The 22,110-nt window shown below is 74.0% G+C and carries 21 protein-coding genes and 1 tRNA gene; 11 read left to right on the top strand and 11 right to left on the bottom strand.

Annotation, left to right across the window (positions count from 1 at the left end):
- From AC0VX2_RS00225 to AC0VX2_RS00205, 5 genes are all read left to right on the top strand, one after another.
- Positions 1-678 (top strand): SDR family NAD(P)-dependent oxidoreductase, encoded by a 678-nt coding sequence (locus tag AC0VX2_RS00225; protein WP_036316546.1) that lies wholly within the window; start codon positions 1-3, stop codon positions 676-678.
- Between the two features lies 1 nt (position 679).
- The gene (locus AC0VX2_RS00220) at positions 680-1,753 is read left to right on the top strand and encodes a threonine aldolase family protein (RefSeq protein WP_041103500.1); all 1,074 of its coding nucleotides are present in this window, start codon (positions 680-682) and stop codon (positions 1,751-1,753) included.
- Between the two features lie 100 nt (positions 1,754-1,853).
- Entirely contained in the window at positions 1,854-3,356 is a 1,503-nt protein-coding gene (locus AC0VX2_RS00215; RefSeq protein WP_049146374.1) for an amino acid permease, read from the top strand.
- A 22-nt stretch (positions 3,357-3,378) separates the two neighbouring features.
- Positions 3,379-4,470 (top strand): acetyltransferase domain-containing protein, encoded by a 1,092-nt coding sequence (locus AC0VX2_RS00210; RefSeq protein WP_129867231.1) that lies wholly within the window; start codon positions 3,379-3,381, stop codon positions 4,468-4,470.
- A 33-nt stretch (positions 4,471-4,503) separates the two neighbouring features.
- Complete coding sequence (locus AC0VX2_RS00205; RefSeq protein ID WP_002858225.1) at positions 4,504-5,052, top strand: NYN domain-containing protein; 549 nt, start codon at positions 4,504-4,506, stop codon at positions 5,050-5,052.
- A gap of 22 nt (positions 5,053-5,074) precedes the next feature.
- On the opposite strand, the gene AC0VX2_RS00200 is transcribed toward AC0VX2_RS00205, so the two are convergent.
- Complete coding sequence (locus tag AC0VX2_RS00200; protein WP_101965663.1) at positions 5,075-5,923, bottom strand: HAD family hydrolase; 849 nt, start codon at positions 5,921-5,923, stop codon at positions 5,075-5,077.
- A 73-nt stretch (positions 5,924-5,996) separates the two neighbouring features.
- Between AC0VX2_RS00200 and AC0VX2_RS00195 the strand changes: the two genes are divergently transcribed.
- Positions 5,997-7,073, top strand: a complete 1,077-nt coding sequence (locus AC0VX2_RS00195; RefSeq protein ID WP_098093908.1) for a malate dehydrogenase — start codon at positions 5,997-5,999, stop codon at positions 7,071-7,073.
- Between the two features lie 103 nt (positions 7,074-7,176).
- On the opposite strand, the gene AC0VX2_RS00190 is transcribed toward AC0VX2_RS00195, so the two are convergent.
- The gene (locus tag AC0VX2_RS00190) at positions 7,177-8,097 is read right to left on the bottom strand and encodes a carbohydrate kinase family protein (protein WP_010079702.1); all 921 of its coding nucleotides are present in this window, start codon (positions 8,095-8,097) and stop codon (positions 7,177-7,179) included.
- 126 nt (positions 8,098-8,223) lie between these two features.
- On the opposite strand from AC0VX2_RS00190, the gene AC0VX2_RS00185 reads away from it, so the two are divergent.
- Positions 8,224-9,561, top strand: coding sequence for a uracil-xanthine permease family protein (locus AC0VX2_RS00185; RefSeq protein WP_036316530.1), 1,338 nt, complete (start codon positions 8,224-8,226; stop codon positions 9,559-9,561).
- A 161-nt stretch (positions 9,562-9,722) separates the two neighbouring features.
- Here AC0VX2_RS00185 and AC0VX2_RS00180 read toward each other — a convergent pair whose 3' ends face one another.
- From AC0VX2_RS00180 to AC0VX2_RS00160, 5 genes are all read right to left on the bottom strand, one after another.
- Entirely contained in the window at positions 9,723-11,114 is a 1,392-nt protein-coding gene (locus tag AC0VX2_RS00180) for an aspartate aminotransferase family protein (protein ID WP_036316513.1), read from the bottom strand.
- Positions 11,115-11,166: 52 nt separating this feature from the next.
- Positions 11,167-12,072: a hypothetical protein gene (locus AC0VX2_RS00175; RefSeq protein WP_101965665.1), complete on the bottom strand. Its 906-nt coding sequence runs from the start codon at positions 12,070-12,072 to the stop codon at positions 11,167-11,169.
- A gap of 86 nt (positions 12,073-12,158) precedes the next feature.
- The gene (locus AC0VX2_RS00170) at positions 12,159-12,884 is read right to left on the bottom strand and encodes a dienelactone hydrolase family protein (protein WP_036316518.1); all 726 of its coding nucleotides are present in this window, start codon (positions 12,882-12,884) and stop codon (positions 12,159-12,161) included.
- Between the two features lie 72 nt (positions 12,885-12,956).
- Complete coding sequence (locus tag AC0VX2_RS00165; RefSeq protein ID WP_036316519.1) at positions 12,957-13,508, bottom strand: YceI family protein; 552 nt, start codon at positions 13,506-13,508, stop codon at positions 12,957-12,959.
- 297 nt (positions 13,509-13,805) lie between these two features.
- A complete protein-coding gene (locus AC0VX2_RS00160) occupies positions 13,806-15,086 on the bottom strand; it encodes a Glu/Leu/Phe/Val family dehydrogenase (RefSeq protein WP_036316520.1) in 1,281 nt (426 codons plus the stop codon).
- Positions 15,087-15,430: 344 nt separating this feature from the next.
- On the opposite strand from AC0VX2_RS00160, the gene AC0VX2_RS00155 reads away from it, so the two are divergent.
- On the top strand, positions 15,431-16,396 hold the full coding sequence (locus AC0VX2_RS00155) for an HpcH/HpaI aldolase/citrate lyase family protein (protein ID WP_051995298.1): 966 nt from the start codon (positions 15,431-15,433) through the stop codon (positions 16,394-16,396).
- 111 nt (positions 16,397-16,507) lie between these two features.
- Here AC0VX2_RS00155 and tctA read toward each other — a convergent pair whose 3' ends face one another.
- The 3 genes from tctA to AC0VX2_RS00140 are packed head-to-tail and all read right to left on the bottom strand — an operon-like array spanning position 16,508 to position 19,579.
- Positions 16,508-18,013, bottom strand: a complete 1,506-nt coding sequence (tctA, locus tag AC0VX2_RS00150) for a tripartite tricarboxylate transporter permease TctA (RefSeq protein ID WP_002858211.1) — start codon at positions 18,011-18,013, stop codon at positions 16,508-16,510.
- Between the two features lies 1 nt (position 18,014).
- Positions 18,015-18,575 (bottom strand): tripartite tricarboxylate transporter TctB family protein, encoded by a 561-nt coding sequence (locus AC0VX2_RS00145; RefSeq protein ID WP_020624449.1) that lies wholly within the window; start codon positions 18,573-18,575, stop codon positions 18,015-18,017.
- The gene (locus AC0VX2_RS00140) at positions 18,572-19,579 is read right to left on the bottom strand and encodes a tripartite tricarboxylate transporter substrate binding protein (RefSeq protein WP_020624448.1); all 1,008 of its coding nucleotides are present in this window, start codon (positions 19,577-19,579) and stop codon (positions 18,572-18,574) included. Before AC0VX2_RS00140 ends, AC0VX2_RS00145 begins: the two co-directional genes overlap by 4 nt.
- A 176-nt stretch (positions 19,580-19,755) precedes the next feature.
- On the opposite strand from AC0VX2_RS00140, the gene AC0VX2_RS00135 reads away from it, so the two are divergent.
- The gene (locus AC0VX2_RS00135; RefSeq protein WP_043278910.1) at positions 19,756-20,106 is read left to right on the top strand and encodes a universal stress protein; all 351 of its coding nucleotides are present in this window, start codon (positions 19,756-19,758) and stop codon (positions 20,104-20,106) included.
- A gap of 174 nt (positions 20,107-20,280) precedes the next feature.
- Here AC0VX2_RS00135 and AC0VX2_RS00130 read toward each other — a convergent pair.
- Positions 20,281-20,364, bottom strand: a tRNA-Leu gene (locus tag AC0VX2_RS00130).
- Between the two features lie 250 nt (positions 20,365-20,614).
- Here AC0VX2_RS00130 and AC0VX2_RS00125 point away from each other — a divergent pair.
- Together AC0VX2_RS00125 and AC0VX2_RS00120 are read left to right on the top strand one after the other, a co-directional pair.
- On the top strand, positions 20,615-21,550 hold the full coding sequence (locus AC0VX2_RS00125; protein WP_020624446.1) for an FhaA domain-containing protein: 936 nt from the start codon (positions 20,615-20,617) through the stop codon (positions 21,548-21,550).
- On the top strand, positions 21,547-22,107 hold the full coding sequence (locus AC0VX2_RS00120; protein ID WP_020624445.1) for an FHA domain-containing protein FhaB/FipA: 561 nt from the start codon (positions 21,547-21,549) through the stop codon (positions 22,105-22,107). Before AC0VX2_RS00125 ends, AC0VX2_RS00120 begins: the two co-directional genes overlap by 4 nt.
- Positions 22,108-22,110: the final 3 nt, after the last annotated feature.

The following is a 22,110-nucleotide window of genomic DNA, read 5'->3' as shown; positions in this document are numbered from 1 at the left end:
GTGGCCGCCCTGACCGACCGCGCCGTCCTGATCGCGGGCGCCACGAGCGCCTCGGGCCGGGCCGCCGCCCGCACCCTCCTCGACGCCGGCGCGCACGTCGTCGCGACCGGGCGCGACGCCGCGAAGCTCGCCCCCCTCGCCGAACTCGGCGCCGAGACCGCGGCCCTGGACCTCACGGACGAGACCGCCGTCCGCGGCCTCGTCGAGGACCTGCACGCCCGCGGCACCCGGATCGACGGCCTGCTCCACCTGGTGGGCGGCTGGCGCGGCGGCGGGGGCCTCGCCGGCCAGACCGAGGAGGACTACCGCGCCCTCGAGGCCTCGTTCACGGCGCTGCGGCACGTGAGCCGGGCCCTCGACGACGACCTGCGGGCCTCGTCCGCCGGTCGCCTCGCGATCGTCTCGTCCACGGCGGTGACCCGGCCGCTCGCCGGCGGCGCGAACTACGCCGCGGTGAAGGCGGCGAGCGAGGCATGGACCCGCGCGGTCGCGCAGGGCTGGGCCAAGGCCGCCCGGGACGCGGAGGCGCCGCTGCGCTCGGCGGCCGTCGTGTTCCGCGTGAAGTCCCTCGCCGGGCTCGAGGAACGGCTGGCCGAGGAGTACGCGCGACTGTGGAAGGCTGAGGCGGGCGCGCTGAACGACGCCGTCCTCACGCTCCAGGAGAAGGGAACGGACTGACATGCAGAGGATCCACGATCCGCAGGAGCGGGGCTTCGCCTCGGACAACTACTCCGGCGTCCACCCGGAGGTGCTCGCGGCGATCGCCGAGGCCAACGGGGGCCACCAGGTCGCCTACGGCGAGGACGTGTACACGGCCCGCCTCCAGGAGGTCGTGGCCCAGCACTTCGGCAAGGACGCCACCGCGTGGCCGATGTTCAACGGGACCGGGGCGAACGTCGTCGGGCTCCAGGCCATGCTGCCCCGCTGGGGCGCGGTGATCTGCGCGGACACCGCGCACATCCACGTGGACGAGGGCGGCGCGCCCGAGAAGTCCGCCGGCATCAAGCTGCTGCCCGTGGCCACCGACGACGGCAAGCTCACCCCCGAGCTGATCGCCGCCGAGGCCTGGGGCTGGGGTGACGAGCACCGCGCCCAGCCCCTGGTCGTCTACCTCACCCAGTCCACCGAGCTCGGCACGGTCTACACCCCGGACGAGGTCAAGGCCATCACGGACTACGCCCACGAGCACGGGATGCGCGTCTACATGGACGGCGCCCGCATCGCCAATGCCGCGGCCTCCCTGGGCCTGCCGCTGCGCGCCTTCACCACCGACGTCGGCGTGGACGTGCTCTCCCTCGGCGGCACCAAGAACGGGGCGCTGCTGGCCGAGGCCGTCGTCGTGCTCGACCCGGACGCCGCGGACGGCCTCGTGTACCTGCGCAAGAACCAGATGCAGCTGGCCTCGAAGATGCGCTTCGTCTCGGCGCAGCTGCTCGCCCTGTTCGACGGCGACCTGTACCTGCGCTCCGCCCGCCACGCCAACGCCATGGCCGCCCGGCTGCGCGCCGTCATCGAGGCGGGGGTCGCCGACGGCTCGCTGGCCGGCGTCGAGTTCACGCAGGCCACGGACGCCAACGCCGTGTTCGCCGTCCTGCCCGAGGGCGTGGCCGACCGGCTGCGCGCCCGCTTCCGGTTCTACGACTGGGACGCGGCGCGCCGCGAGGTGCGCTGGGTGTGCGGCTTCGACACGACCGAGGAGGACGTGGACGCGTTCACGGCGGCGCTGCGCGCCGAACTCGTCCCCGCCGTCTGACGGACGCGCCCGGCCGGGATACCCTTCTACCACCGTGCAGCAGGGTGGGACGCCGCGGCCTTCGACGCGCGTCCGACCGCTCCTCCACCGAAAGGCCACCGTGGACACCAGCGCACCCCGGACGTCCCCGTCGACGCCGGCCGCCTCCGCCGCCCACGCCACCCATGAGGGCGGCTCCCTGCAACGCACCCTCAAGTCCCGGCACCTGACGATGATCGCGATGGGCGGCGCCATCGGCACGGGCCTGTTCGTGGCCTCGGGCAACACCATCGCGACCGCCGGCCCCGGTGGCGCCCTCGTGGCCTATGTGGCCATCGGCTTCATGGTGTTCCTGCTGATGCAGTCGCTCGGCGAGATGTCCACGTACCTGCCGGTCTCCGGCGCGTTCGAGGAGTACTCGACCCGCTTCGTGAGCCCCTCGTTCGGCTTCGCCATCGGCTGGAACTACTGGTACAACTGGGCGATCACGGTGGCCGCCGAGCTCGTCGCGGCGGCCCTGATCATGCGGTACTGGCTCCCGGACGTGCCCTCGTGGATCTGGTCCGCGATCTTCCTCGCGCTGCTCTTCGGCCTCAACGCCCTCTCCACGCGCGCCTACGGCGAGAGCGAGTTCTGGTTCTCGCTCATCAAGGTCGCCACGGTGGTGATCTTCCTGGTGCTCGGCGTCCTGATGATCGTCGGCATCCTCGGCGGCTCCTCCCCCGGCTTCCACAACTGGACGGACGGCGAGGCCCCCTTCGTGGGCGGCGGCGCCGGCATCCTGGCGATCTTCATGGTGGCCGGCTTCTCCTTCCAGGGCACCGAGCTGGTCGGCGTGGCCGCGGGCGAGGCCGAGGACCCGGAGAAGAACGTGCCCAAGGCGATCCGCACCGTGTTCGTGCGCATCCTGCTCTTCTACGTCGGCGCAATCACCGTCGTCGGCTTCCTCATCCCCTACACCAGCCCCCACCTGCTGGGCAGCGACGTCGAGGACATCTCGATCTCCCCGTTCACGCTCGTCTTCGAGAACGCGGGCGTGCTCGCCGCCGCCTCCGTGATGAACGCCGTGATCCTCACGGCCATCCTCTCCGCGGGCAACTCGGGCCTGTACGCCTCCACCCGCATGCTCTGGGCCCTGGCCGACTCCGGGAAGGCCCCGCGCTTCCTGGCGAAGGTGAACCGGCGCGGCGTGCCCATGAACGCCCTCTACGCCACCACCGCGGTGGGCGCGGCGTGCTTCCTGACCACGTTCATCGGGGACGGCGCCGCCTACGTGTGGCTCGTCTCCGCCTCGGGCCTGGCCGGGTTCATCGTGTGGATGGGCATCGCCTGGAGCCACTACCGGTTCCGGCAGGCCTACGTCGCGCAGGGCCACGATCCGAAGGATCTGCCCTACCGCGCCTTCCTGTTCCCCCTGGGCCCGATCGTCGCGCTGGTCATGTGCGCCGTCGTGATCCTCGGCCAGAACTACCAGGCGTTCATGGGCGACGTGGACCTCGTGGCCGTGGCCAGCGCGTACATCGGCCTGCCCCTGTTCCTCGCGCTGTGGCTCGGCCACAAGCTCGTCACCGGCTCGAAGCCGGTCCGCTACGAGGACGCCGACCTCACCCGCGTCCTGGACTGAGTCCCCCACCTCGGAGGTCGCCGTGCCCGCCCCCTCCTCCCACGCTCCCGCCGCCACCCACACCGCCCGGGGCCGCCTGGTCTGGGTGGACGTCGCGCGCGGCCTGGCCCTGGTCGCGATGATGGTCGCCCACACGGCGCCCGCCGGCGGCCCGGGTGGGGTGCTCCACCTCTCCGAGCACCTCACCGCGCCCCTGTTCGCGGCGCTCGTGGGCGTGGGCGCGCGCCTCGAGGCGGAGTGGCTGGGCCGTGGCCGGGCCGTGCCCCGCGCGCTTGTGCGGGCGGCCGCCCTGTGCGGGGCGGCGTGGCTGACCGGGCTCTTCGGGGCGGCCGTCGTGAACGTGCTGGCGCACCTGGCTGTGCTCACGGTGCTCATGGCACTGCTGGCCGCCCTCCCCCTCGCCGCGCACCTCGTGCTCGCCGTCCTGGCCGGCGGAGGCGGCCTCCTGCTCGCCGCCACACCGACGGCCGACGTCGTCGACCGGCTCCTCCCCGCCGCGCAGGCGCTCGGGCTGAGCCGCGCGACGCTGACCCCGTGGGTCTCCGCGTTCCTCACGGACGGCCCGTACCGTCTCCCCCTGTTCCTCGCGTGGGCGCTGCTGGGGGCGGTGCTGGTCGCCACCGTCCACGGCACGACGACGGCGGCCCCGGCCCGGCGCGCACGGCTCACGGGGCTCGCCTGGGCGGCCGGGGGGATCGCGCTGGCCGGCGTCGTGCTCGCCCTGTCCCGGACGCAGACCGGCGCCGCCCCCGTGCCCTCCACCGCGACCCCCGCGGAGGCCCTGCTGGACACGGGCCTCGTGCTGACCGTGCTCGGCGGGTGCGCGGCCCTGGCGCCGCGGTGGGCCGGGCTGCTGGCCGTGCGCGGCGCGATGACGCTGTCCGTGTACGTGGCGCACCTGTGGTACCTCGGCTGGGTGCGGGGGCTCGGACCCGGGCCGTGGCGCAGCGCCACGGGCACGGACGACACGTGGTTCAACCTGGCCGTGCTGGTGGCCGGCGCGCTGCTGCTGCCGCTGCTGTGGCGGGCCGTCGTGCGTATCGGCCCGTTCCGCGCGGGGCCGCTGGAGGGCGTCGTCCGCCTGCTGACGGCCCCGTTCGACCGCGCGCGCTGACCGACGTCCACCCCAGCGGGTAGCCTCGAGAGCGTGAGCGAGCGAACCACCTACCTGCTGATCGACGGCGAGAACATCGACGCCACCCTCGGCACGTCCATCCTGCAGCGGCGCCCCCAGCCCGACGAGCGGCCACGCTGGAAGCGCCTGCTCGGCTACCTCGAGGACCGCTGGGACCAGCCGGTCAAGGGCCTGTTCTTCCTCGCCATCGACGGTGAGATCCCCATCCCGTTCGTCCAGGCGCTCACCGCCCTCGGCTTCCAGCCGATCATGCTGCGGGGCGAGGGCAAGGTCGTGGACATCGGCATCCAGCGCACCGCGGAGGCGCTGCTGGGCCGGGAGGACGACGTCGTCCTCGTCAGCCACGACGCCGACTTCGCCCCCCAGCTCACCGACCTCGCGGCCACGCCGGGCCGACGCACCGGGATCATGGGCTTCGAGGAGTTCCTCTCCCACGAGCTGCGCCGCATCCCCGGGGTCGAGTTCTTCGACCTGGAGCACGCGGTGGGCGCGTTCGACTCGTCCCTGCCGCGCCTGCGCGTGATCGACGTCGAGGCGTTCGACCCGTACGAGTTCCTCTGACCCGCCGGGGGTGGCCCGCGGCTCAGTCCGTGGGCAGCTCCAGCAGGCGTTCGACGGTGGCGGCCACCCCGTCGTCGTCGCACGCCCCGACCACGCCGTCCGCCGCGGCCAGCAGCGACGGATGGCCCGAGGCCACGGCCAGGCCGAGACCAGCCCACTGGAGCATCTCCAGGTCGTTGGGCATGTCCCCGAACGCGACGACGTCGACCGGCGCGACCCCCCGGCTCGCGGCGAACTCGGCGAGGGTCGCGGCCTTGTGCACGCCCGGGGCGGACATCTCCACGAGCGCGATGCCGGGCGCGGAGTGCGTGGCACTCACGAGCTCGTCCAGCTCGGCGCGGGCCGCGGCGAGGAAGGCGTCCGGGGCCAGGGTGTCCGAGCGGGCCAGCAGCTTCACCACGCCCAGCCGACCCGGCAGCGCGGCCTCGAGCGTGGCCGCCGCGTGGACCTCGGCCCGGAACTCGGCGCGCTCGGAGAACGCGTGCTCCCAGAAGAAGCCCTCGAGGGTCTCGGCGCCGAAGGACACGGTGCGGTCCAGGGCGCGCAGCCGGTCCGTGGCTGTCCACACGGCCTCGACGGGCATGGGGTGGGCGATCAGGACGTCGTCCGTGGCGGTGTCCACGAGGACGGCGCCGTTGGAGCAGATCACCGGGCCGACGGGGCCGAGCTGCGCGCTCAGCGGGCCGAGCCAGCGGAGGGGACGGCCGGTCACGAACACCACCTCGACGCCGGCGTCGTGGGCGTCCCGCAGCGCCGCGATGGTGCGCGGGCTCAGGCGCCCCGACCGCGTGTGCCGGTACCCGATGATGGTGCCGTCCAGGTCCGTCGCGATCATCTGCGGACGGCGCGAGGGCAGGGGCAGGGCGGGCATGCGCTCAGTCTAGGCCGGGGCCGTGCGGCGGGCCGGGGTGTCCTCCGCGGGCGAGCGGGGGCACGATGGGGGCGTGGACACCGCACAGCAGACCACCGCACAGGACACCGCCCCGGACCCCGCGTCGACGACGCCCCGCACGGTCACCGTCACCGGCGCCGCCGGCAACATCGGCTACGCGCTGCTCTTCCGCATCGCCGCCGGCGGGATGCTCGGCCCGGACACCCCGGTCCGGCTGCGCCTGCTCGAGATCCCGGCCGCCCTGGGCGCCGCGGAGGGCACCGCCATGGAGCTCGCCGACGCGGCCTTCCCGCTGCTGGCCGACGTGGAGGTCACGGACGACCCGGCCCGCGCCTTCGACGGGGTCCAGCACGCGCTGCTCGTCGGCGCGCGGCCGCGCACGAAGGGCATGGAGCGCGGCGACCTGCTCGAGGCGAACGGCGGGATCTTCGGGCCTCAGGGCCGGGCGATCAACGACCACGCGGCGCAGGACGTGCGGGTCGTCGTCGTCGGGAACCCGGCCAACACCAACGCGCTGATCGCCGCCGCCCACGCCCCGGACGTGCCGGCCGCGCGCTTCACGGCGCTGACCCGGCTGGACCACAACCGGGCCGTGGCGCAGCTGGCGGCGCGGGCCGGCGTCGCGGTGACGGACGTGTCCGGCGTGACGATCTGGGGCAACCACTCCGCCACCCAGTTCCCGGACCTCACCCACGCCCGCGTGCGGGTGGACGGGACGTGGCGGCCGGCGCTCGAGGTGGTGGACCCGGTGTGGGCGAGCGAGGAGTTCGTGCCGCGCGTGGCGAGGCGGGGCGCGGAGATCATCGAGGTGCGCGGGGCGAGCTCGGCGGCGTCGGCGGCGTCCGCGGCGATCGATCACCTGCGCGACTGGACCCTCGGCACCGGTGTGGACGCGGACGGGGCGCCGCGCCGGACGTCGGCCGCGGTGGTCTCGGACGGCTCCTACGGGGTGCCGGAGGGGCTGATCAGCTCGTTCCCCGTGACCTCCGACGGCGGCACCGCGTGGCGGATCGTGCCGGGGCTGGAGCCGGACGAGTCCGTGCTGCCGGGTGAGGGCGGGCGGCTGGCCGCGACCGTCGCCGAGCTGGAGGCCGAGCGCGACGCCGTGCGAGGGCTGGGCCTGCTCTGAGGCGACCGGGATCTTCTGCGTCTCTGACCCTTCTGGGGGCGTCCCCGCCCGCCGGAAGGGTCAGATGCGCAACAGATTCGTGCGGGGACGGGCGGGCGTGGGATCAGTCCGCCAGCTCGGCCCGCGTGGGCGGGTCCGCCCCCGGGCGGGAGGCCGTGATCGCCGACGCGCGCGAGGCGTAGATCAGCACCGACTCGACGTCGGCCGGGTCCATCGCGTGCAGGCGGCCGCGGTTCGCGGCGCCGAGCAGGGAGCGGTCGTCGAGGGCGGCGAGCAGGGCGGCGGTGAACGAGTCGCCGGCGCCCACGGTGTCCGCGACGTCCACGGGCACGATCGGGCGCTCCACCACGCCGTGCGCGGTGACGGCCACGATGTCCTCGGCGCCGCGGGTCATCACCACGAACGCCGGGCCCATCTGCTGCCACGCCTGCAGCGACTCGCGCAGCGGGCGGTCCGGGTACAGCCACGCGATGTCCTCGTCCGAGGCGTGCACCACGTCCGCCAGCCGCACGGACTCCTCCGCGCGGGCGCGGGCGAACGCCCGGTCCGGCACGATCGTGGGCCGCACGTTGGGGTCGTAGCTGATGGTCGTGACCGCGGAGATCCGCTCGAGCAGGGCCATCACCTCGGCGTCGCCGGGGGCGAGCATGGTGGCGATGGAGCCGGCATGCATGTGGTGCAGCGGGCCGCCGGCGGCGTCGTCGAAGTCCCGGGCGAGCGCGGCGGCGGGCGGCAGCGTCCAGTCCAGCTCGAACTCATAGCTGGCGGCGCCCGTGGGGTCCAGGCGGGCGGTGGCCACGGAGGTGGCGGCGGCATCCGGCTCGAGCAGGCAGCGCACGCCGTTCTCCCGCAGGTGCGAGGCGATCATGTCCCCGTGCGCATCGCGGCCGAGGCGGCCGGCGAACAGGACGGGCCGCTCCAGCCGACTCAGGCCCACGGCCACGTTCAGGGGGCTGCCCCCGACGTGCACGCGGGGGGTCGCGGTGTCCGAGACCACGACGTCGACGAGCGCCTCTCCGATCACACCACAGTACTGAGCCACGCGCCCCACGGTACCCTAATCACCGGCGCGGAACCGGGGCTGTGCTCAGGCTTCCAGGCCCCCGAGAAACGCCCGACACCCCCATCCCCGACCCCTCGGCAGGCGGCCATGTCCCCCACCCCCACCCGGCCCTCGCGCGGCCCCGGCTGGCGCCTCCACGGCGACGGCCGCACCATCACCCCGGGCACCGTCGTCGCCCCGGACGAGCGGCTGAGCTGGCCCCGGACCGTGGGCATCGGCGTGCAGCACGTGATGGCCATGTTCGGCGCCACCGTGCTCGTGCCCGCCCTGACCGGCATGCCCGCGACGACGGCGCTGCTCTTCTCCGGCCTGGGCACCCTGCTCTTCCTGGTCATCACGGGCAACCGCCTGCCCTCGTACCTGGGCAGCTCGTTCGCGTTCATCGCACCCCTGACGGCCGCCGCCGCGATCGGCGGCACGGGGGCCGCGCTCGGCGGCATCCTGGTGACGGGCCTGCTGCTCACGGTGATCGGCGCGATCGTGCACCGCGCCGGCACCGGGTGGATCCACGCGCTCATGCCGCCGGCGGTGATGGGCACGATCGTGGCCCTGATCGGCCTCAACCTCGCCGGCGCCACGACGACGGCCATGCAGGAGGTGCCGGTCACCACGTTCGGCACGGCCCTGGCGGTGGTGCTCACGGCCGTGACGTTCCGGGGGCTCCTGGGCCGCCTGTCCATCCTCGTGGGCATCGTGGTGGGCTACGTGCTGGCCCTCGCGCAGGGCCAGGTGGACTTCGCCGCCGTCGGGGAGGCCGCCTGGATCGGGCTGCCGCCCTTCCACGGCCCGGAGCTGCGCTGGGACCTGCTGCCCCTGTTCCTGCCCGTCGTGCTCGTGCTGGTCGCGGAGAACATCGGCCATGTCAGGACCGTCGGGCTGATGACCAAGCGCGACCTGGACCCGCTCACCGGCCGTGCCCTGATCGCGGACGGCCTGTCCACCATGCTCTCCGGCGCGGGCGGCGGCGTCGGCACCACCACGTATGCGGAGAACATCGGCGTGATGGCCAGCTCGCGCGTCTACTCGACGGCGGCGTACTGGGTGGCCGGCCTGACCGCGATCGCCCTCGCGTTCCTGCCGAAGTTCGGGGCCGCCGTCGCCACCATCCCGGCCGGGGTGGCCGGCGGCGCGGGCATCATCCTCTACGGGATGATCGGCATGATGGGCGTGCGCATCTGGGTGCAGAACCGCGTGGACTTCTCCAACACCGTGAACCTCATGACGGCGGGTGCGGGCCTGATCATCGCGATCGCCGACCCCCAGCTCGTGGTCGGCGGGCTCGTGTTCGGCGGCATCACGCTCGGCACGGTCGCCGCCCTGGTGGTGTACCACCTCATGACGGCGATCGCCCGCGCCCGCGGCACCGAGCCGGTGCCCGAGGACGAGGAGCAGTTCGAGGCCTCGGAGGCCGGCCGGCTCGGCTGACCCCGATCCCGCGCCACGCGCATCCCCGCGCCACGCGCACTTTCGGTCGTGAGATAGGGCCAATCTCACGACCGAAAGCGCTGAGAACCCCCATTTCACGTTCGAAAACGCGGGGTGGGCGGACTGGGGCGGGGCCGGGCGGGGCTGGGGGGCGGGTCCCGTCAGCCGGCCGCGACCTCCTCGTCGGCGAGGGCGAGGACCTGGTCGAGCACGTCGAGGCCGAAGCGCAGGTCCTCGTCCGAGATGTTCAGCGGCGGGCACAGGTGGAACCGGTTCTCGGCCATGAACAGCAGCAGCCCGCGGTCCTTGGCCTCGGCCATCATCCGCCCCATCACGGGCGCGACCTGACCGAGCGGGGCCAGCCGCTCCCGAGTCTGCCGGTCCTTCACCAGCTCGACGGCCCAGAACGCGCCGGCGCCGCGCACGTCGCCCACGCTCGGGTGGGCCGCGGCGATCTCGGCCAGGCGCGGCCCGATGACCTCCTCGCCGATGCGCTTCGCGTGGGCGACCATGCCCTCCTCCTCCATCGCGGTGATCGCGGCGACGGCGGCCGCGCACGCGAGGGGGTGGCCCGAGTAGGTCAGGCCGCCGGGGTAGGGCGTGGTCGCGAAGCTCTCGTAGACGTCGTCGCTCATGGCGACGCCGCCCAACGGCACATACCCGGAGTTGACCCCCTTGGCGAACGTGACGATGTCCGGGGTGACGCCCGTCAGCTGGTGGCCGAACCACTCGCCCACGCGGCCGAAGCCGACCATGACCTCGTCGATGATCAGCAGGATCCCGTGCTCACGGCACAGCTCCTTGACGCCGGCCATGTAGCCGGGCGGCGGCAGGAAGATGCCCGCGGTGCCGGGGACGGCCTCGAGGATCACGGCGGCCACGGTGGAGGGGCCCTCGAGCTCGATCACGTCGCGCAGGTGGGCCAGCGCGCGCTCGGCCTCCTGCTCGTCGCTCTCCGAGCCGAACGCGGAGCGGTACGTGTACGCGGGCTGGAAGTGCACGACGCCGTCGGACGCCGAGTCCGAGCCCACGCGCCGCAGGGAGCCGGTCAGGTTCGCCGTCAGGCGCGTGGCGCCGTGGTACGAGAGGTACGCGGAGAGCACCTTGTGCCGGCCCGTGTGCAGGCGTGCCATCCGCACCGCGTGCTCGTTGGCCTCCGCGCCCGCGTTCGTGAAGAACACGTGGTTGATGGACTCCGGCAGCCGCTCCGTGATCAGCCGGGCCGCCTCGGACCGGGCGTCGTTGACGTGCTGCGGGGCCACGGTGGCGAGCGTCTCGGCCTGCTCCCGGATCGCGGCCACGATCTTCGGGTGGCGGTGGCCGACGTTCGTGAAGACGAGCTGCCCGCTGAAGTCGACCATGGGCCGACCCTCGCCGTCCCACACCCACGACCCCTCGGCGTCGAGGATGGTCATGGGTGTGAGGTCGCGCTGCGCGCTCCACGAGTGGAACACGTGCGCGCGGTCGAGCTCGTGGGCGCGGCGGCCGCGCTCGATGGCCTCGTCGCTGATCCGGGGGTCCCGGCGGCCGACGTGCTGCTGATGCTCGGACATGCGCCCTCCTTGAGTGTGATGCGGCTCATTCCGAGCATAGGCGCGCCCGCCCTCAGCGCGAGCTGGCGCCCCGCCGCCCGCGCGCCACCCCCACGAACGCCTGCACGAGCTCCGAGTCGGCCGCCTTGAGCCAGGCCAGGGCGACGTCCCAGCCGGGGTGGCGGGCGTCGTCGTCGCCGTGGCGCGCGGGATCCGGCCCGTCGACGACGGCGGCGCCCGCCTCCGCCTCGGCCCGCGCCTGCTCGTCCGCGAGCGCCGACCGCGTGGCGGCGGCCTCGCGGTCGGCGCGGGACAGGCCCACGGTGTCGTCGAGGGTGGAGGCCAGCGGCAGCACGATCACGTCCTTGCGGCCGAACATGCGGGCCACGGACATCGGCAGCACGACGTGGCCGGCGCCGGACGCGGCGATCTCCAGGGCCATCCGCTCGCCCGCGCCGGGCAGCTCGGCGGCGTCCATCGGCTCCGCGCTGGGGGCCGGGGCGAAGCGGGCGGGATCCAGCTCCTCGTCCGGGTCGAGCTCGGCGGGCGGCACCGGGCCGTCCGCGTCCACGTCCCAGGCGGCGAGCAGGTGGTCCTTGCCCACGCACACCACCGGCAGCTCGGAGTACACGCCCACGAGGTGCACGTGGCCCGGGTCGACGCCGCCGGCGCGCAGGAACTCCTCGGCGGACACGTCGCGTCGGCGCCGCACATAGCCCAGCTGCGGCAGGAAGTGGCGGGGCTGACCGGCGTCGTCGTGGGCGAGGTGGGCCAGCTGGGCGGCGTCGTCGTGGTTGACGAGCTGCACCGTGCGCTGGCGCGTGGTGAACCGCTCCACCCACGTGGACGGCGTGGCCCCGGGGATGGTGGCCAGGAAGAGGGTCTCGGGCGGGACGGGCAGGTCGGCCGGTGGCGCGGGCGCGGGACGACGCCGGCCCTCGCCCCCGGCGCGGCCCGCGGGCTTCACGCCCTTGGCCACGCCGCGCCCGCCGCCGGAGCGGGTGGATCGGGCGGGGCCGCCCCTGCTCGCGCGGGACTTCCCGCCCCGGCCGCCACGGGAGCCGCTCAGCGGACCTTCTCCTTCAGGAAGGAGACGGCGCGGTCCCAGGCGAGGGCCGCGGCCTCGGGCCGGTAGTTGCCCTGGGGGTTCTCGTCGTTGTGGAAGGCGTGCGGGGCGTCGTAGTAGAAGTACTCGACGTCGGCCCCGGACTCCTCGCGGATCTGCTGCTCCTGCCGCCGCGCGTCCTCGACGGGGAAGGAGTCGTCCTGTTCGGCGTAGTGGCCCTGGACGGCGGCGGTGACGCCGGAGAAGTCGCCGGGCACGCCCTGGCCCACGCCGTAGAAGGGCACGGCGGCGGAGACCTTGTCGCCCTGCTGTGCCGCGAGGGCGAGTACGAAGCCGCCGCCCATGCAGAAGCCGATCGCCCCCACGGTCTGCGAGGTCACCTCGTCCCGGGCGAGGAGCCAGTCGACGGCGCCGGCCAGCTGGCGGGCGCCCTCCTCGGCGGGCAGGTTCTGCATCATCTCGCCGGCCTCGTCACCGTCGTGGGCGATCCAGCCGCCGTAGAGGTCCGGGGCGAGCGCGACGAAGCCGAGGTCGGCGAGGCGGTCGCACACGTCCTTGATGTGGTCCACCAGGCCCCACCACTCCTGGATCACGATCACGCCGGGGCCCTTCCCGGAGGCGGGCAGCGCGAGGTAGCCGTGGCCCGTCCGGTCGCCGTCCTGGCCGGCGTCCTTCGTGGGCAGGTCGAACGTGACGTTCTGGTGCGGGGTCTTCGAAGCCATCATGGGCCCCACCCTACGAGGAGACCGGGCCCCTCATCGAGGGACCCGGTCTCGACGCGCGAGGTCGACTCAGGCTCAGGCCTGGGCGTCGGCCTCGGGCAGCACGAAGGCGGCGCCGATCTCGAGCTTCACCTTGTCCGAGACCAGGAGGCCGCCGGCCTCGGTGGCCGCGTTCCAGGTCAGGCCGAAGTCCTTGCGGGAGATCTCGCCCGTGGCCTCGAAGCCCACGCGGGTCGCGCCGAAGGGATCCTTGTCCTGGCCGCCGAACTCGGCCTCGAGCTCCACGGTCCGGGTGACGCCGTGCAGCGTCAGCTCGCCGACCAGGGTGAACTCCTCGGGCTCGCCGCGGACCTCGGTGGAGCGGAAGGTCATGGTGGGGAACTGCTCCACGTCGAAGAAGTCGGCGGAGCGCAGGTGGGCGTCGCGGCCCTCGTTCTTGGTGCTGATGGAGGCGACGTCGACGGTCACGTCGACGGAGGACTGGGCGAACTGCTCGGCGATGACGAGCTGGCCCTCCACGGCGTGGAAGGTGCCGCGGACCTTGGAGATGCCCGCGTGGCGGACGACGAAGTCGACGTCCGAGTGCGCGGCGTCCAGGTTCCAGGTGCCGGTGGTGATGGCGTTCATGGGGTGCTCCTTCTGAAGCGGGTCTGTCTGGTGTGTCCGGGGTGGGCCGCCGCGGCGGGCGGTTCCTCGGCCTCCGAACTTGTTTCAAATTCAAACATCATCCGGGCGGGTTGTCCACGCCTGATCGTCAAAATTCGAAATAGAGATGGACGTCACGGGCCGTGGGGGCACCTCAGGGACGGGCCCGCCCACGACGACGGCCCGGAACCTCCGGGGTTCCGGGCCGTCGGCCCGCGGGCGGGCAGCGGGGCCGCGCTCGGGCGGCCGGACGGGGTCAGGCGGCGGGGCCGCCCCCCGTCACGGGTAGAGGCCGCGGGTGCGGTGGGCCTCGGCCACGCGCTGCACGGCGGTCAGGGTGGCGGCCTCGCGCAGGCTCACGCGGCGGCTCTCGGAGGTGGCCAGCACGGCCTTCCATGCGGCGACCATGCGCTGCTTCAGGCGCTCGTCCACCTCCTCGCGGCTCCACCAGTAGGCCTGGTTCGCCTGGACCCACTCGAAGTAGGAGACGATCACGCCGCCGGCGTTGGCCAGGATGTCCGGGACGACCAGGACGCCCTTCTCCGCGAGGATGCGGTCGGCCTCGCCCGTGGTGGGGCCGTTGGCGCCCTCCACGACCAGCCGGGCGCGCACGCGCGGGGCGTTCTCCTCGGTCAGCACGGACTGCACGGCGGCCGGGACCACGAGGTCCACGTCCATCTCGAGCAGCTCGTCCGCGTCCATGGGCGCGGTGCCGGGGGTGTCCTTCACGGAGCCGGTGTCCCAGAGCTGCCTCTGCAGGGCGTCGTAGTGCAGGCCCTCGTCGTCGCGCACGGCGCCGTACTGGTCCGACACGGCCACGACCTTCACGCCGGCCGCCTCGAGCAGCTCGACCGTGCCGGCGCCGACCTTGCCGAAGCCCTGGACCGCCGCCGTCGCCTGCGACGGCTCGATGCCGAGGTGCTCGAGCGCGGCGAGCGCCACGTGGACCACGCCCGCCGAGGTGGCGGAGGCGCGGCCCAGCGAGCCGCCGAGCGAGACGGGCTTGCCGGTGACCACGCCGAGCGTGGTGTGGCCGACGTTCACCGAGTAGGTGTCCATCATCCAGGCCATGGTCTGCTCGTCCGTGCCCACGTCCGGGGCGGGGATGTCCACCTCGGGGCCGATGATCGGCTGGATCTCGGAGGTGTAGCGGCGGGTGACGCGCTCGAGCTCGGCCTTCGAGTACTGGCGGGGGTCGATGGCCACCCCGCCCTTGGCGCCGCCATAGGGCACGTCCAACAGGGCGCACTTCCAGGTCATCCACATGGCCAGCGCGCGGACCTCGTCCAGGTCCACGTCCTGACTGAAGCGCACGCCGCCCTTGGCCGGGCCGCGGGAGAAGTTGTGCTGCACGCGGTAGCCGCGGAGCACCTCGGTGGAGCCGTCGTCGCGGCGCAGGGGGATGGAGACGGCCATCTCGCGGCGGGGGGCGGCGAGCATCTGGTGCAGGCCCTCGTCGTAGCCGAGCGTCTTCACGGCGGCGGAGAGCTGGGCCAGGGCGTTGTCGAGCGGGGAGGACGGCGCCGTCACGGCCTCGTCCTCGGCGGGGATCCTCGTCATTGAGCGTCCTCGTGGTCCGGTGGGCAGGGGTGTGTCGCGGCCCGACCGACGCGCGGAGGGCCGCGCCCCATTGCGCGGCCGACGTCGTCCGGACCCCGATGAACGCTACGCGCTCCCCCCGCACCCGTCACCCCTTCTGAGCCGAGATCCACGCCCACCCGGGTGACGTCGGACACGGTGGCGTGTACTGTGCTGTGGACGCGCCGCACACCCGCGGCGCCCTTCGGCGTCGAACCGACGCCGCTCGCTCAGGGCCCACCTGGTCCGTCCCCCGGCCGTCCGCCGCGCGAGGCACCCCGCCCGCGACCTCGGCCCGACGCCCCAGCCCCGTGAAGGAGCCCCTCATGACCGTGACCCTGCCCGCCGCGATCACCCCCTCCCCCGCGTTCCAGCCCGTGCCCGGCCAGCGCATCGATCCGGAGCTCGCCCGCTCCTGGCTGCTGGTCAACGCCGCCCAGCCCGAACGGTTCCAGCCCGCCGAGGACTCGGCCGCGGACATCGTCATCCTCGACATCGAGGACGCCGTGGCCCCCAAGGACAAGGACCAGGCCCGCGCGGACGCCGTCGCCTGGCTGACCTCCGGGCACACCGGCTGGGTGCGGCTCAACGGCTACGGCTCGCGGTGGTGGGAGCAGGACGTCGAGGCGCTCGCCGCGGCCCTGCCCGCGCACCTGGGCGGGCCGGTCGCCGAGGGCGGCCTGGCCGGCGTCGTGCTGGCGATGGTGGAGTCCACGGACCACGTGAACGAGACCGCCCGACGGCTGCCCGGCGTGCCCGTCGTGGCGCTCGTGGAGACGGCGCGCGGGCTGCAGCGGATCGACTCGATCGCCGCCGCGAAGGGCACGTTCCGGCTGGCCTTCGGGATCGGCGACTTCCGCCGCGACACCGGCCTGGGCGAGTCGCCGCAGGCGCTGGCGTACACGCGGTCCCAGTTCACGATCGCGGCGCGGGCCACGGGGCTGCCGGGCGCGATCGACGGGCCGACCGTGGGCTCCACCGGCGTGAAGCTCGCCGAGGCGACGGCGGTGACCGCGGAGTTCGGCATGACCGGCAAGCTGTGCCTCGCGCCGGAGCAGTGCGCGGCCGTGAACGAGGGGCTCAGCCCGTCCCAGGAGGAGCTGGCGTGGGCCCACGAGTTCCTCGCGGACTTCGAGGCCGACGGCGGCGAGATCCGCAACGGCTCCGACCTGCCCCGCAAGGCGCGCGCGGAGAAGATCCTCGGGCTGGCCACCGCGTTCGGGGTGCGCTCCACGCGGTACCCGGACCAGGACAACGCGATCACGGCGCCGTCGGACACGTACCACTACTGAGCGGGGCCGCCGCCCACCAGAAACGCGGGTTGAGTTGTCACGGGTGCGGAGGCCGCACACCGGTGACAACTCAACCCGCGTTGCCTCGGGGGGTGCGGATCCCGCCTCCGCTCACACGTCCTGGCGCGTCCGGCGCACGACGGCGGCCCGCACCGAGAACGCCAGCACGATCGCCAGGATCCCGTAGATCACCCACGTGATGGGGGTGGAGACGAGCACGGCCGGGTCGCCCACCGAGCTGAGCAGGGCGTCGCGCAGGCTGGTCTCCGCCAGCGGGCCGAGCACCATGCCGATCATCAGCGGCGCCAGCGGGTAGCCGTACCGCCTCATCAGGAAGCCCAGCACGCCGATCCCCAGCAGCATCAGCAGGTCGAACACCGCGCCCGTGGTGGCGTAGATGCCCAGCCCGCAGAACAGCGTGATCCCCGCGTAGAGGTAGTGCTTCGGGATGAGCAGGAGCTTGGCCCACAGCTGCGCGAACGGCAGGTTGATCGCCAGCAGCACGATCATCGCGATGAAGAAGCTCGCCAGCAGCGCCCACACGAGGTCCGGGCTGCGGTCGAACAGCAGGGGGCCGGGCTGCAGCCCGTACTGGCGGAACGCCGCCAGCATGATGGCCGCCGTCGCGGAGACGGGCAGGCCGAGCGTGAGCAGCGCGCCCATCGCCATGCCGGTGGTCGAGTTGCCCGCGGCCTCCGGGGCCGCCAGCCCGCGGATCGCGCCGCGGCCGAACTGCGGATGCGCCCGGCGCCGGTCCAGGCGCCGCTCGGCCGAGTACGCCAGGAACGTCGGCACCTCGGAGCCGCCCACCGGCACGATGCCGAACGGCAGGCCGATCGCCGTGCCGCGCAGCCACGCCGGGGCGGCCTCGCGGAACTCGGCGCCCGACAGCCACGGCCGGCCGGTGCGACGGATGCGCAGGTCCTCGTGCTCGCGGCGCACCCGGGAGGCCACGTGGAACACCTCGCCGAGCGCGAGGATCGCCACCGTGACGGTCACGAGCGGGATGCCGTCGAACAGCTGCGGGGAGCCCATCGTGAAGCGCTCGGTGCCGGTCACCGCATCGATCCCGACGACGGCGATGCCCAGTCCCAGCACCAGGGAGGCCAGGCCGCGCAGCACCGAGTCGGCGACCACCGAGGAGGTGGCCACGAAGGCGAAGAGCGCGAGCGCGAAGTACTCCGCGGGGCCGAAGCTCGTGGAGAACTCCGCCAGGACGGGGGCGAGGAACACGACGCACACCGAGGCCACCATGCCGCCGATGAAGGCGCCGAGCGCCGCCGTCGCCAGGGCCTGGGCCGCCCGGCCGTCCTGGGCCATGCGGTGGCCCTCGAACGTGGAAGCGATGGCCGAGGCCTGGCCGGGGGTGTTCATGAGGATGGCCATCGTGGAGTCGCCGAAGAGGCCGCCGAAGTACACGCCGGAGAACATGATGAACGCGGCGGTGGGCTCGAGGGCGAAGGTCATGGGCAGCAGCAGGGCCACGGCCATCGAGGAGCCGAGTCCGGGCATCACGCCGACCGCGGTGCCGAGCAGACAGCCCAGCACCACCCAGAGCAGGTTCATCGGGGTGAGGGCTCCGGCGAAGCCCTCCATGAGGAGTCCGAGGGTCTCCATGTCAGAAGCCACCTCCCAGGATGCCCGAGGGCAGGGTCAGGCCCAGGGCCACCGCGAAGCCGAGGTAGGCCAGCGAGGAGACGAACAGGGCGACGAGGATGTCGAACACGGGGTGCGGGGCGCCGAACGCGCGCGTGACGCACCAGAACAGCAGCGCCCCGGCGAGGATCCACCCCAGCCAGGGCAGCAGGACGGCGAACGCGAGGAAGCCGAGGAAGCACCAGGCCAGCGCGCCGAAGTCCGAGTGGAACAGGGTCAGCGGGCCGGCCGCCTGGCCGACCTCGCCGTCCGCGTCGGCCTGACCCTCGGGGGCCTGGCGCACGCGCACGACCTCCACCGCGAGCGCGGCGGCGATCACGAGGCCCGCGACCGAGAGGATCAGCGGGAAGAAGTCCGGGCCGGGGAAGTCGGCGCCGTCGGTGTCCATGGTCAGGGACCCCAGCAGCAGGTAGAGGCTGAACGCGGCCAGCACGGCCGGCATGACGAGTCCGGAGAGCCCGGCGGCGCGTCCCCAGCGGGAGGGGGCGTCGGCGGCGGGGGGGACGGTGGATGCGTGGCTCACTTGATCTCCTCCGTCAGCGTGCCGATGCGCTCCTTCTCGGCGGCGATGAACTCCTCGAGTTCGGTGCCGGAGAGGGGCACGGGGTTCCAGTAGTTGCGCTGCACCGCCTCCTTCCACTCGGGGGTGTCGACCGCCTCGGCGATGAGGGTCTCGAGCTCGGTGCGCTCCTCCGCGGAGACGCCCGGCGGCACGAACAGGGCGCGCCAGTTGGTGAGCGTGACGTCGTAGCCCTGGGAGCGCAGGGTCGGGATCTCCTCGACGCCGGCCAGCGGCTCGGCCGCCACCACGCCGAGGGCGCGCAGTCGGCCGGCCTCGACCTGCGGGTAGATGTCCGCGAAGCCGCCGGCGGAGGCCTGGGCGGTGCCGTTGAGCAGGGCCTGGATGGCCTCGCCGCCGCCGTCGGACGGGATGTAGGTGGTGTCCGCGACCGGCACGCCGGCCGTGCGGGCGATGTCCGCCATGACGAGCTGGTCGAAGGAGCCGCCGCCGGTCCACGCCACGTGGGCGGGGTCGGCGCGCCAGGCGCTCACCAGGTCGTCCATGCTCTGGTACGGCGAGTCCGCCGGGACCACCACGAGGCTGTATTCCTCGACGACGCGGCTGACCGCGGTGACCTGGGAGAGCTCGGGGCCGGTGCCACGGGCCGCGTGGGCGGCGATCTGGCCGGTGCCGCCCACCATGAGGTTGTTCGCGTCCTCGAGCGTGGTCAGCTGGCCGAGGGCGATGTTGCCGCCGGCACCGGGGATGTTGACCACCTGGACGTTGTTCACCAGCCCGTTGACGCGCATGGTCTGCTGCAGCTCGCGCTGGAACGAGTCCCAGCCGCCGCCGGCGGCCGCGGGGGCGATGAGGGTCAGGTTGGTGCGGATGTCGTTCCCTCCCGAGGCCGAGCGGATGGAGAAGGCGGAGGCCGCGAGCACGGTGAGCACCGCGATCACGCTGAAGACGATCCGGCCGATCCCCGTGCGTCGGCGCGGGGGGCCGTCGGGGGAGGTGGAGGACATGGCGGTTCCTAACAGAGACACCCCGCCGCCAGGGAGTGGCGCCGGGGACAGGTGCGAGTGGTGGAGGTCACCGTAACAGCGCGACGAGGCTGCGTGCGCTCCGCGTCCGCAGAGTGACCGACGACAACCGGCCCGGGTGGTGACGGGGACCGCGCCCATGACGCACAGTGGTCCCCATGACGATCATCAGCACCGGAACCAGCACCCCCGAGAGCGCCGCGGCCTGGCGGGCCGCCCTGGCGGAGGCGGCCCTGCGCGGAGAGGACGTGGTCTGGTTCTCCCTCGACGGGACCGAGCCGGACGAGGCGGAGGCACGCGAGGCCGGCGTCGGCGTGTCCGTGGCGCACGCCCAGGAGCGCGGCCGGGACGCCGTCGGCGACCTGCTCGAGCACGCCGAGCGCGTGGGCGCGAGCCGGATCGTGGTGGGCGTGAAGCACCGCTCCCCCGTGGGCAAGCTGCTGCTGGGATCGGCCGCGCAGCAGATCATCCTCGAGGCGCGCGTCCCGGTGGTGTGCGTCAAGCCGTGAGGGCCGGCGTCGGGCGGGCGGCCCTGCGCCCGGCCCACCCCGCGGCGTTTGGGGGCGGTTTCGGGCGGTATTCGGCGTGGATACCGCCCGAAACCGCCCCCAACCGGTGAGTGGGACCAGCCCGGGAACGCCGAAGGCCCCGGAACCACACGGTTCCGGGGCCTTCGTCCTCGGTGCGCGAGGGGGGACTTGAACCCCCACGTCCTTGCGAACACTGGCACCTGAAGCCAGCGCGTCTACCAATTCCGCCACTCGCGCGAGCGGCCTCCTGCTCTCGGCCCCGGACATCCGGCGACCGTCACAGGCAGCGAGGAATACTCTAACCCCCGCCCGCCCGGGCGTGCAAATCGGCCCCGACACCCGCCCCCGCGTCCCCGCCGCGCCCGTGGCCCGCCCCCTCCGTGGCCTCTCCCACCCGCGCTCCACCCCGCAGAATGCCGCTGTTCTCGGCGGTCTCCCAGCCCGGCCCGTAGTATCGGGACGGACAACTGTGGAAAGGAGCCCCGTCGTGGGACTTCTGGACAACCTCGAACGCGGCCTCGAGCGGGTCGTGCGCTCGGCCTTCTCGGCCGGCGGTCCGCGGGCGGTCAAGCCGGTGGAGATCGCCTCGGCCCTGCGGCAGGCGATGGACGACGAGTCTCTCGCCCTGTCGGAGGGCCACACGGTCGCGCCCAACAGCTACGTGGTCCACTTCTCCCCCGCCGACTTCGAGCGCGCCCGCTCGTGGGGGTCCACCCTCGCCAGCGAGCTGTGCGACGAGGTCATCCGCCACGCCGACTCCCAGGGCTATGCGCTGCCCGGCACGGTCCGGGTCGCCTTCCACCCGGACGCGGACGTGCGCGCCGGGGACCTGCGCGTGGTCACCCGCCTGGACGACGGCTCGCTCACCGCCCCGGCCCCCCACGACGACGGCGCCTCGCCCGCCGCCGCCCACGGCCCGGGAGCCTCCGCCGCGGCGCCGGACCGACTGGTCGAGGACCTGCCGGCGGCCGCGCCCCGTGAGCCCTCCCCCGCCCCGCGCGTCGGACCCCGTCCGGCGCCCCGCCGGGCCGCCGCCCCGGCCGCGCCCGCCGCCCCGGCCGCGCCCGCCGCCCCTGCCCACGCCGACCAGCCGACCGTCGTGATGGGCCGCCCCGTGACCGGGCCCGCCGGCCCGGCCCTCGAGCTGGACGGCCGCATGCTCCCCCTGGACGGGGACGACCTCATCCTCGGCCGCTCGGCCGAGCGTGCCGACCTCGTGATCCCGGACTCCTCGGTGTCCCGCGAGCACCTGCGCCTGCTCACCGTCGGCTCCACGGTCACGCTCCTGGACCTGGGCAGCCGCAACGGCGTGCTCGTCAACGGCCGCCGCGTGGACGGCTCCGTCACCCTGCGCGACGGGGACGTGGTGACCGTCGGCCAGACCGAGCTGCTGTTCTTCGGCGGGACGGGGGGCCGCGCATGAGCGAGCTCGCCGTCGCCGTGCTCCGCATGGGCCTGCTGCTGGCCCTGTGGGTGCTGATCATCTCCATCGTCATGGCGCAGGGCCGCGACCTCGTGGTCGGCCGGCGCAACAAGACGCGCCTCCAGCAGGCCCAGCGCGACGCCGGCCTGGTCACCGCGGTGCCCGCGGCCGGGGTCGCCGGGGCGGGCTCGTCCGCGGTCGACCGACCCGCGCCCGCGTCGACGCCGTCCCCCGCCGCGTCCGCGCCGACGACGCCGGCCCCGCGGCTGTCCCGGACCCTGCGGGTGGTCGAGGGCCCGAAGGCCGGGCAGACCATCGCCCTGGAGGGCCGTCCCCTGCTGATGGGCCGCGCCCAGGACGCCGACCTGGTGCTCGTGGACGACTACGCCTCCGGCCGCCACGCCCGGCTGTTCCCGCAGGGCACCCGCTGGTTCCTCGAGGACCTCGGCTCCACGAACGGCACCTACGTGAACGGCGCCCCCGTCACCCGCGCGCTGCCCGTGGGCCCCGGCACGGCCATCCGCATCGGCAAGACCGTCATGGAGCTCGAGGCCTGACCC

The sequence above is a fragment of the Micrococcus sp. iso_239 genome (assembly GCF_056173395.1).
Note: the sequence above shows the minus strand (reverse complement) of the source record. Positions and strands in the feature narration are given on the sequence as shown.

Excerpts from the sequence above, each read along its gene's own strand:
- AC0VX2_RS00165 (WP_036316519.1), bottom strand. The coding sequence starts at position 13,508 with ATGAACGCCATCACCACCGGCACCTGGAACCTGGACGCCGCGCACTCG.
- AC0VX2_RS00155 (WP_051995298.1), top strand. The coding sequence starts at position 15,431 with ATGACCGTGACCCTGCCCGCCGCGATCACCCCCTCCCCCGCGTTCCAG.
- tctA (WP_002858211.1), bottom strand. The coding sequence starts at position 18,013 with ATGGAGACCCTCGGACTCCTCATGGAGGGCTTCGCCGGAGCCCTCACC.
- AC0VX2_RS00200 (WP_101965663.1), bottom strand. The coding sequence starts at position 5,923 with ATGCCCGCCCTGCCCCTGCCCTCGCGCCGTCCGCAGATGATCGCGACG.
- AC0VX2_RS00180 (WP_036316513.1), bottom strand. The coding sequence starts at position 11,114 with ATGTCCGAGCATCAGCAGCACGTCGGCCGCCGGGACCCCCGGATCAGC.
- AC0VX2_RS00140 (WP_020624448.1), bottom strand. The coding sequence starts at position 19,579 with ATGTCCTCCACCTCCCCCGACGGCCCCCCGCGCCGACGCACGGGGATC.
- AC0VX2_RS00135 (WP_043278910.1), top strand. The coding sequence starts at position 19,756 with ATGACGATCATCAGCACCGGAACCAGCACCCCCGAGAGCGCCGCGGCC.
- AC0VX2_RS00220 (WP_041103500.1), top strand. The coding sequence starts at position 680 with ATGCAGAGGATCCACGATCCGCAGGAGCGGGGCTTCGCCTCGGACAAC.
- AC0VX2_RS00185 (WP_036316530.1), top strand. The coding sequence starts at position 8,224 with ATGTCCCCCACCCCCACCCGGCCCTCGCGCGGCCCCGGCTGGCGCCTC.
- AC0VX2_RS00170 (WP_036316518.1), bottom strand. The coding sequence starts at position 12,884 with ATGATGGCTTCGAAGACCCCGCACCAGAACGTCACGTTCGACCTGCCC.
- AC0VX2_RS00160 (WP_036316520.1), bottom strand. The coding sequence starts at position 15,086 with ATGACGAGGATCCCCGCCGAGGACGAGGCCGTGACGGCGCCGTCCTCC.
- AC0VX2_RS00120 (WP_020624445.1), top strand. The coding sequence starts at position 21,547 with ATGAGCGAGCTCGCCGTCGCCGTGCTCCGCATGGGCCTGCTGCTGGCC.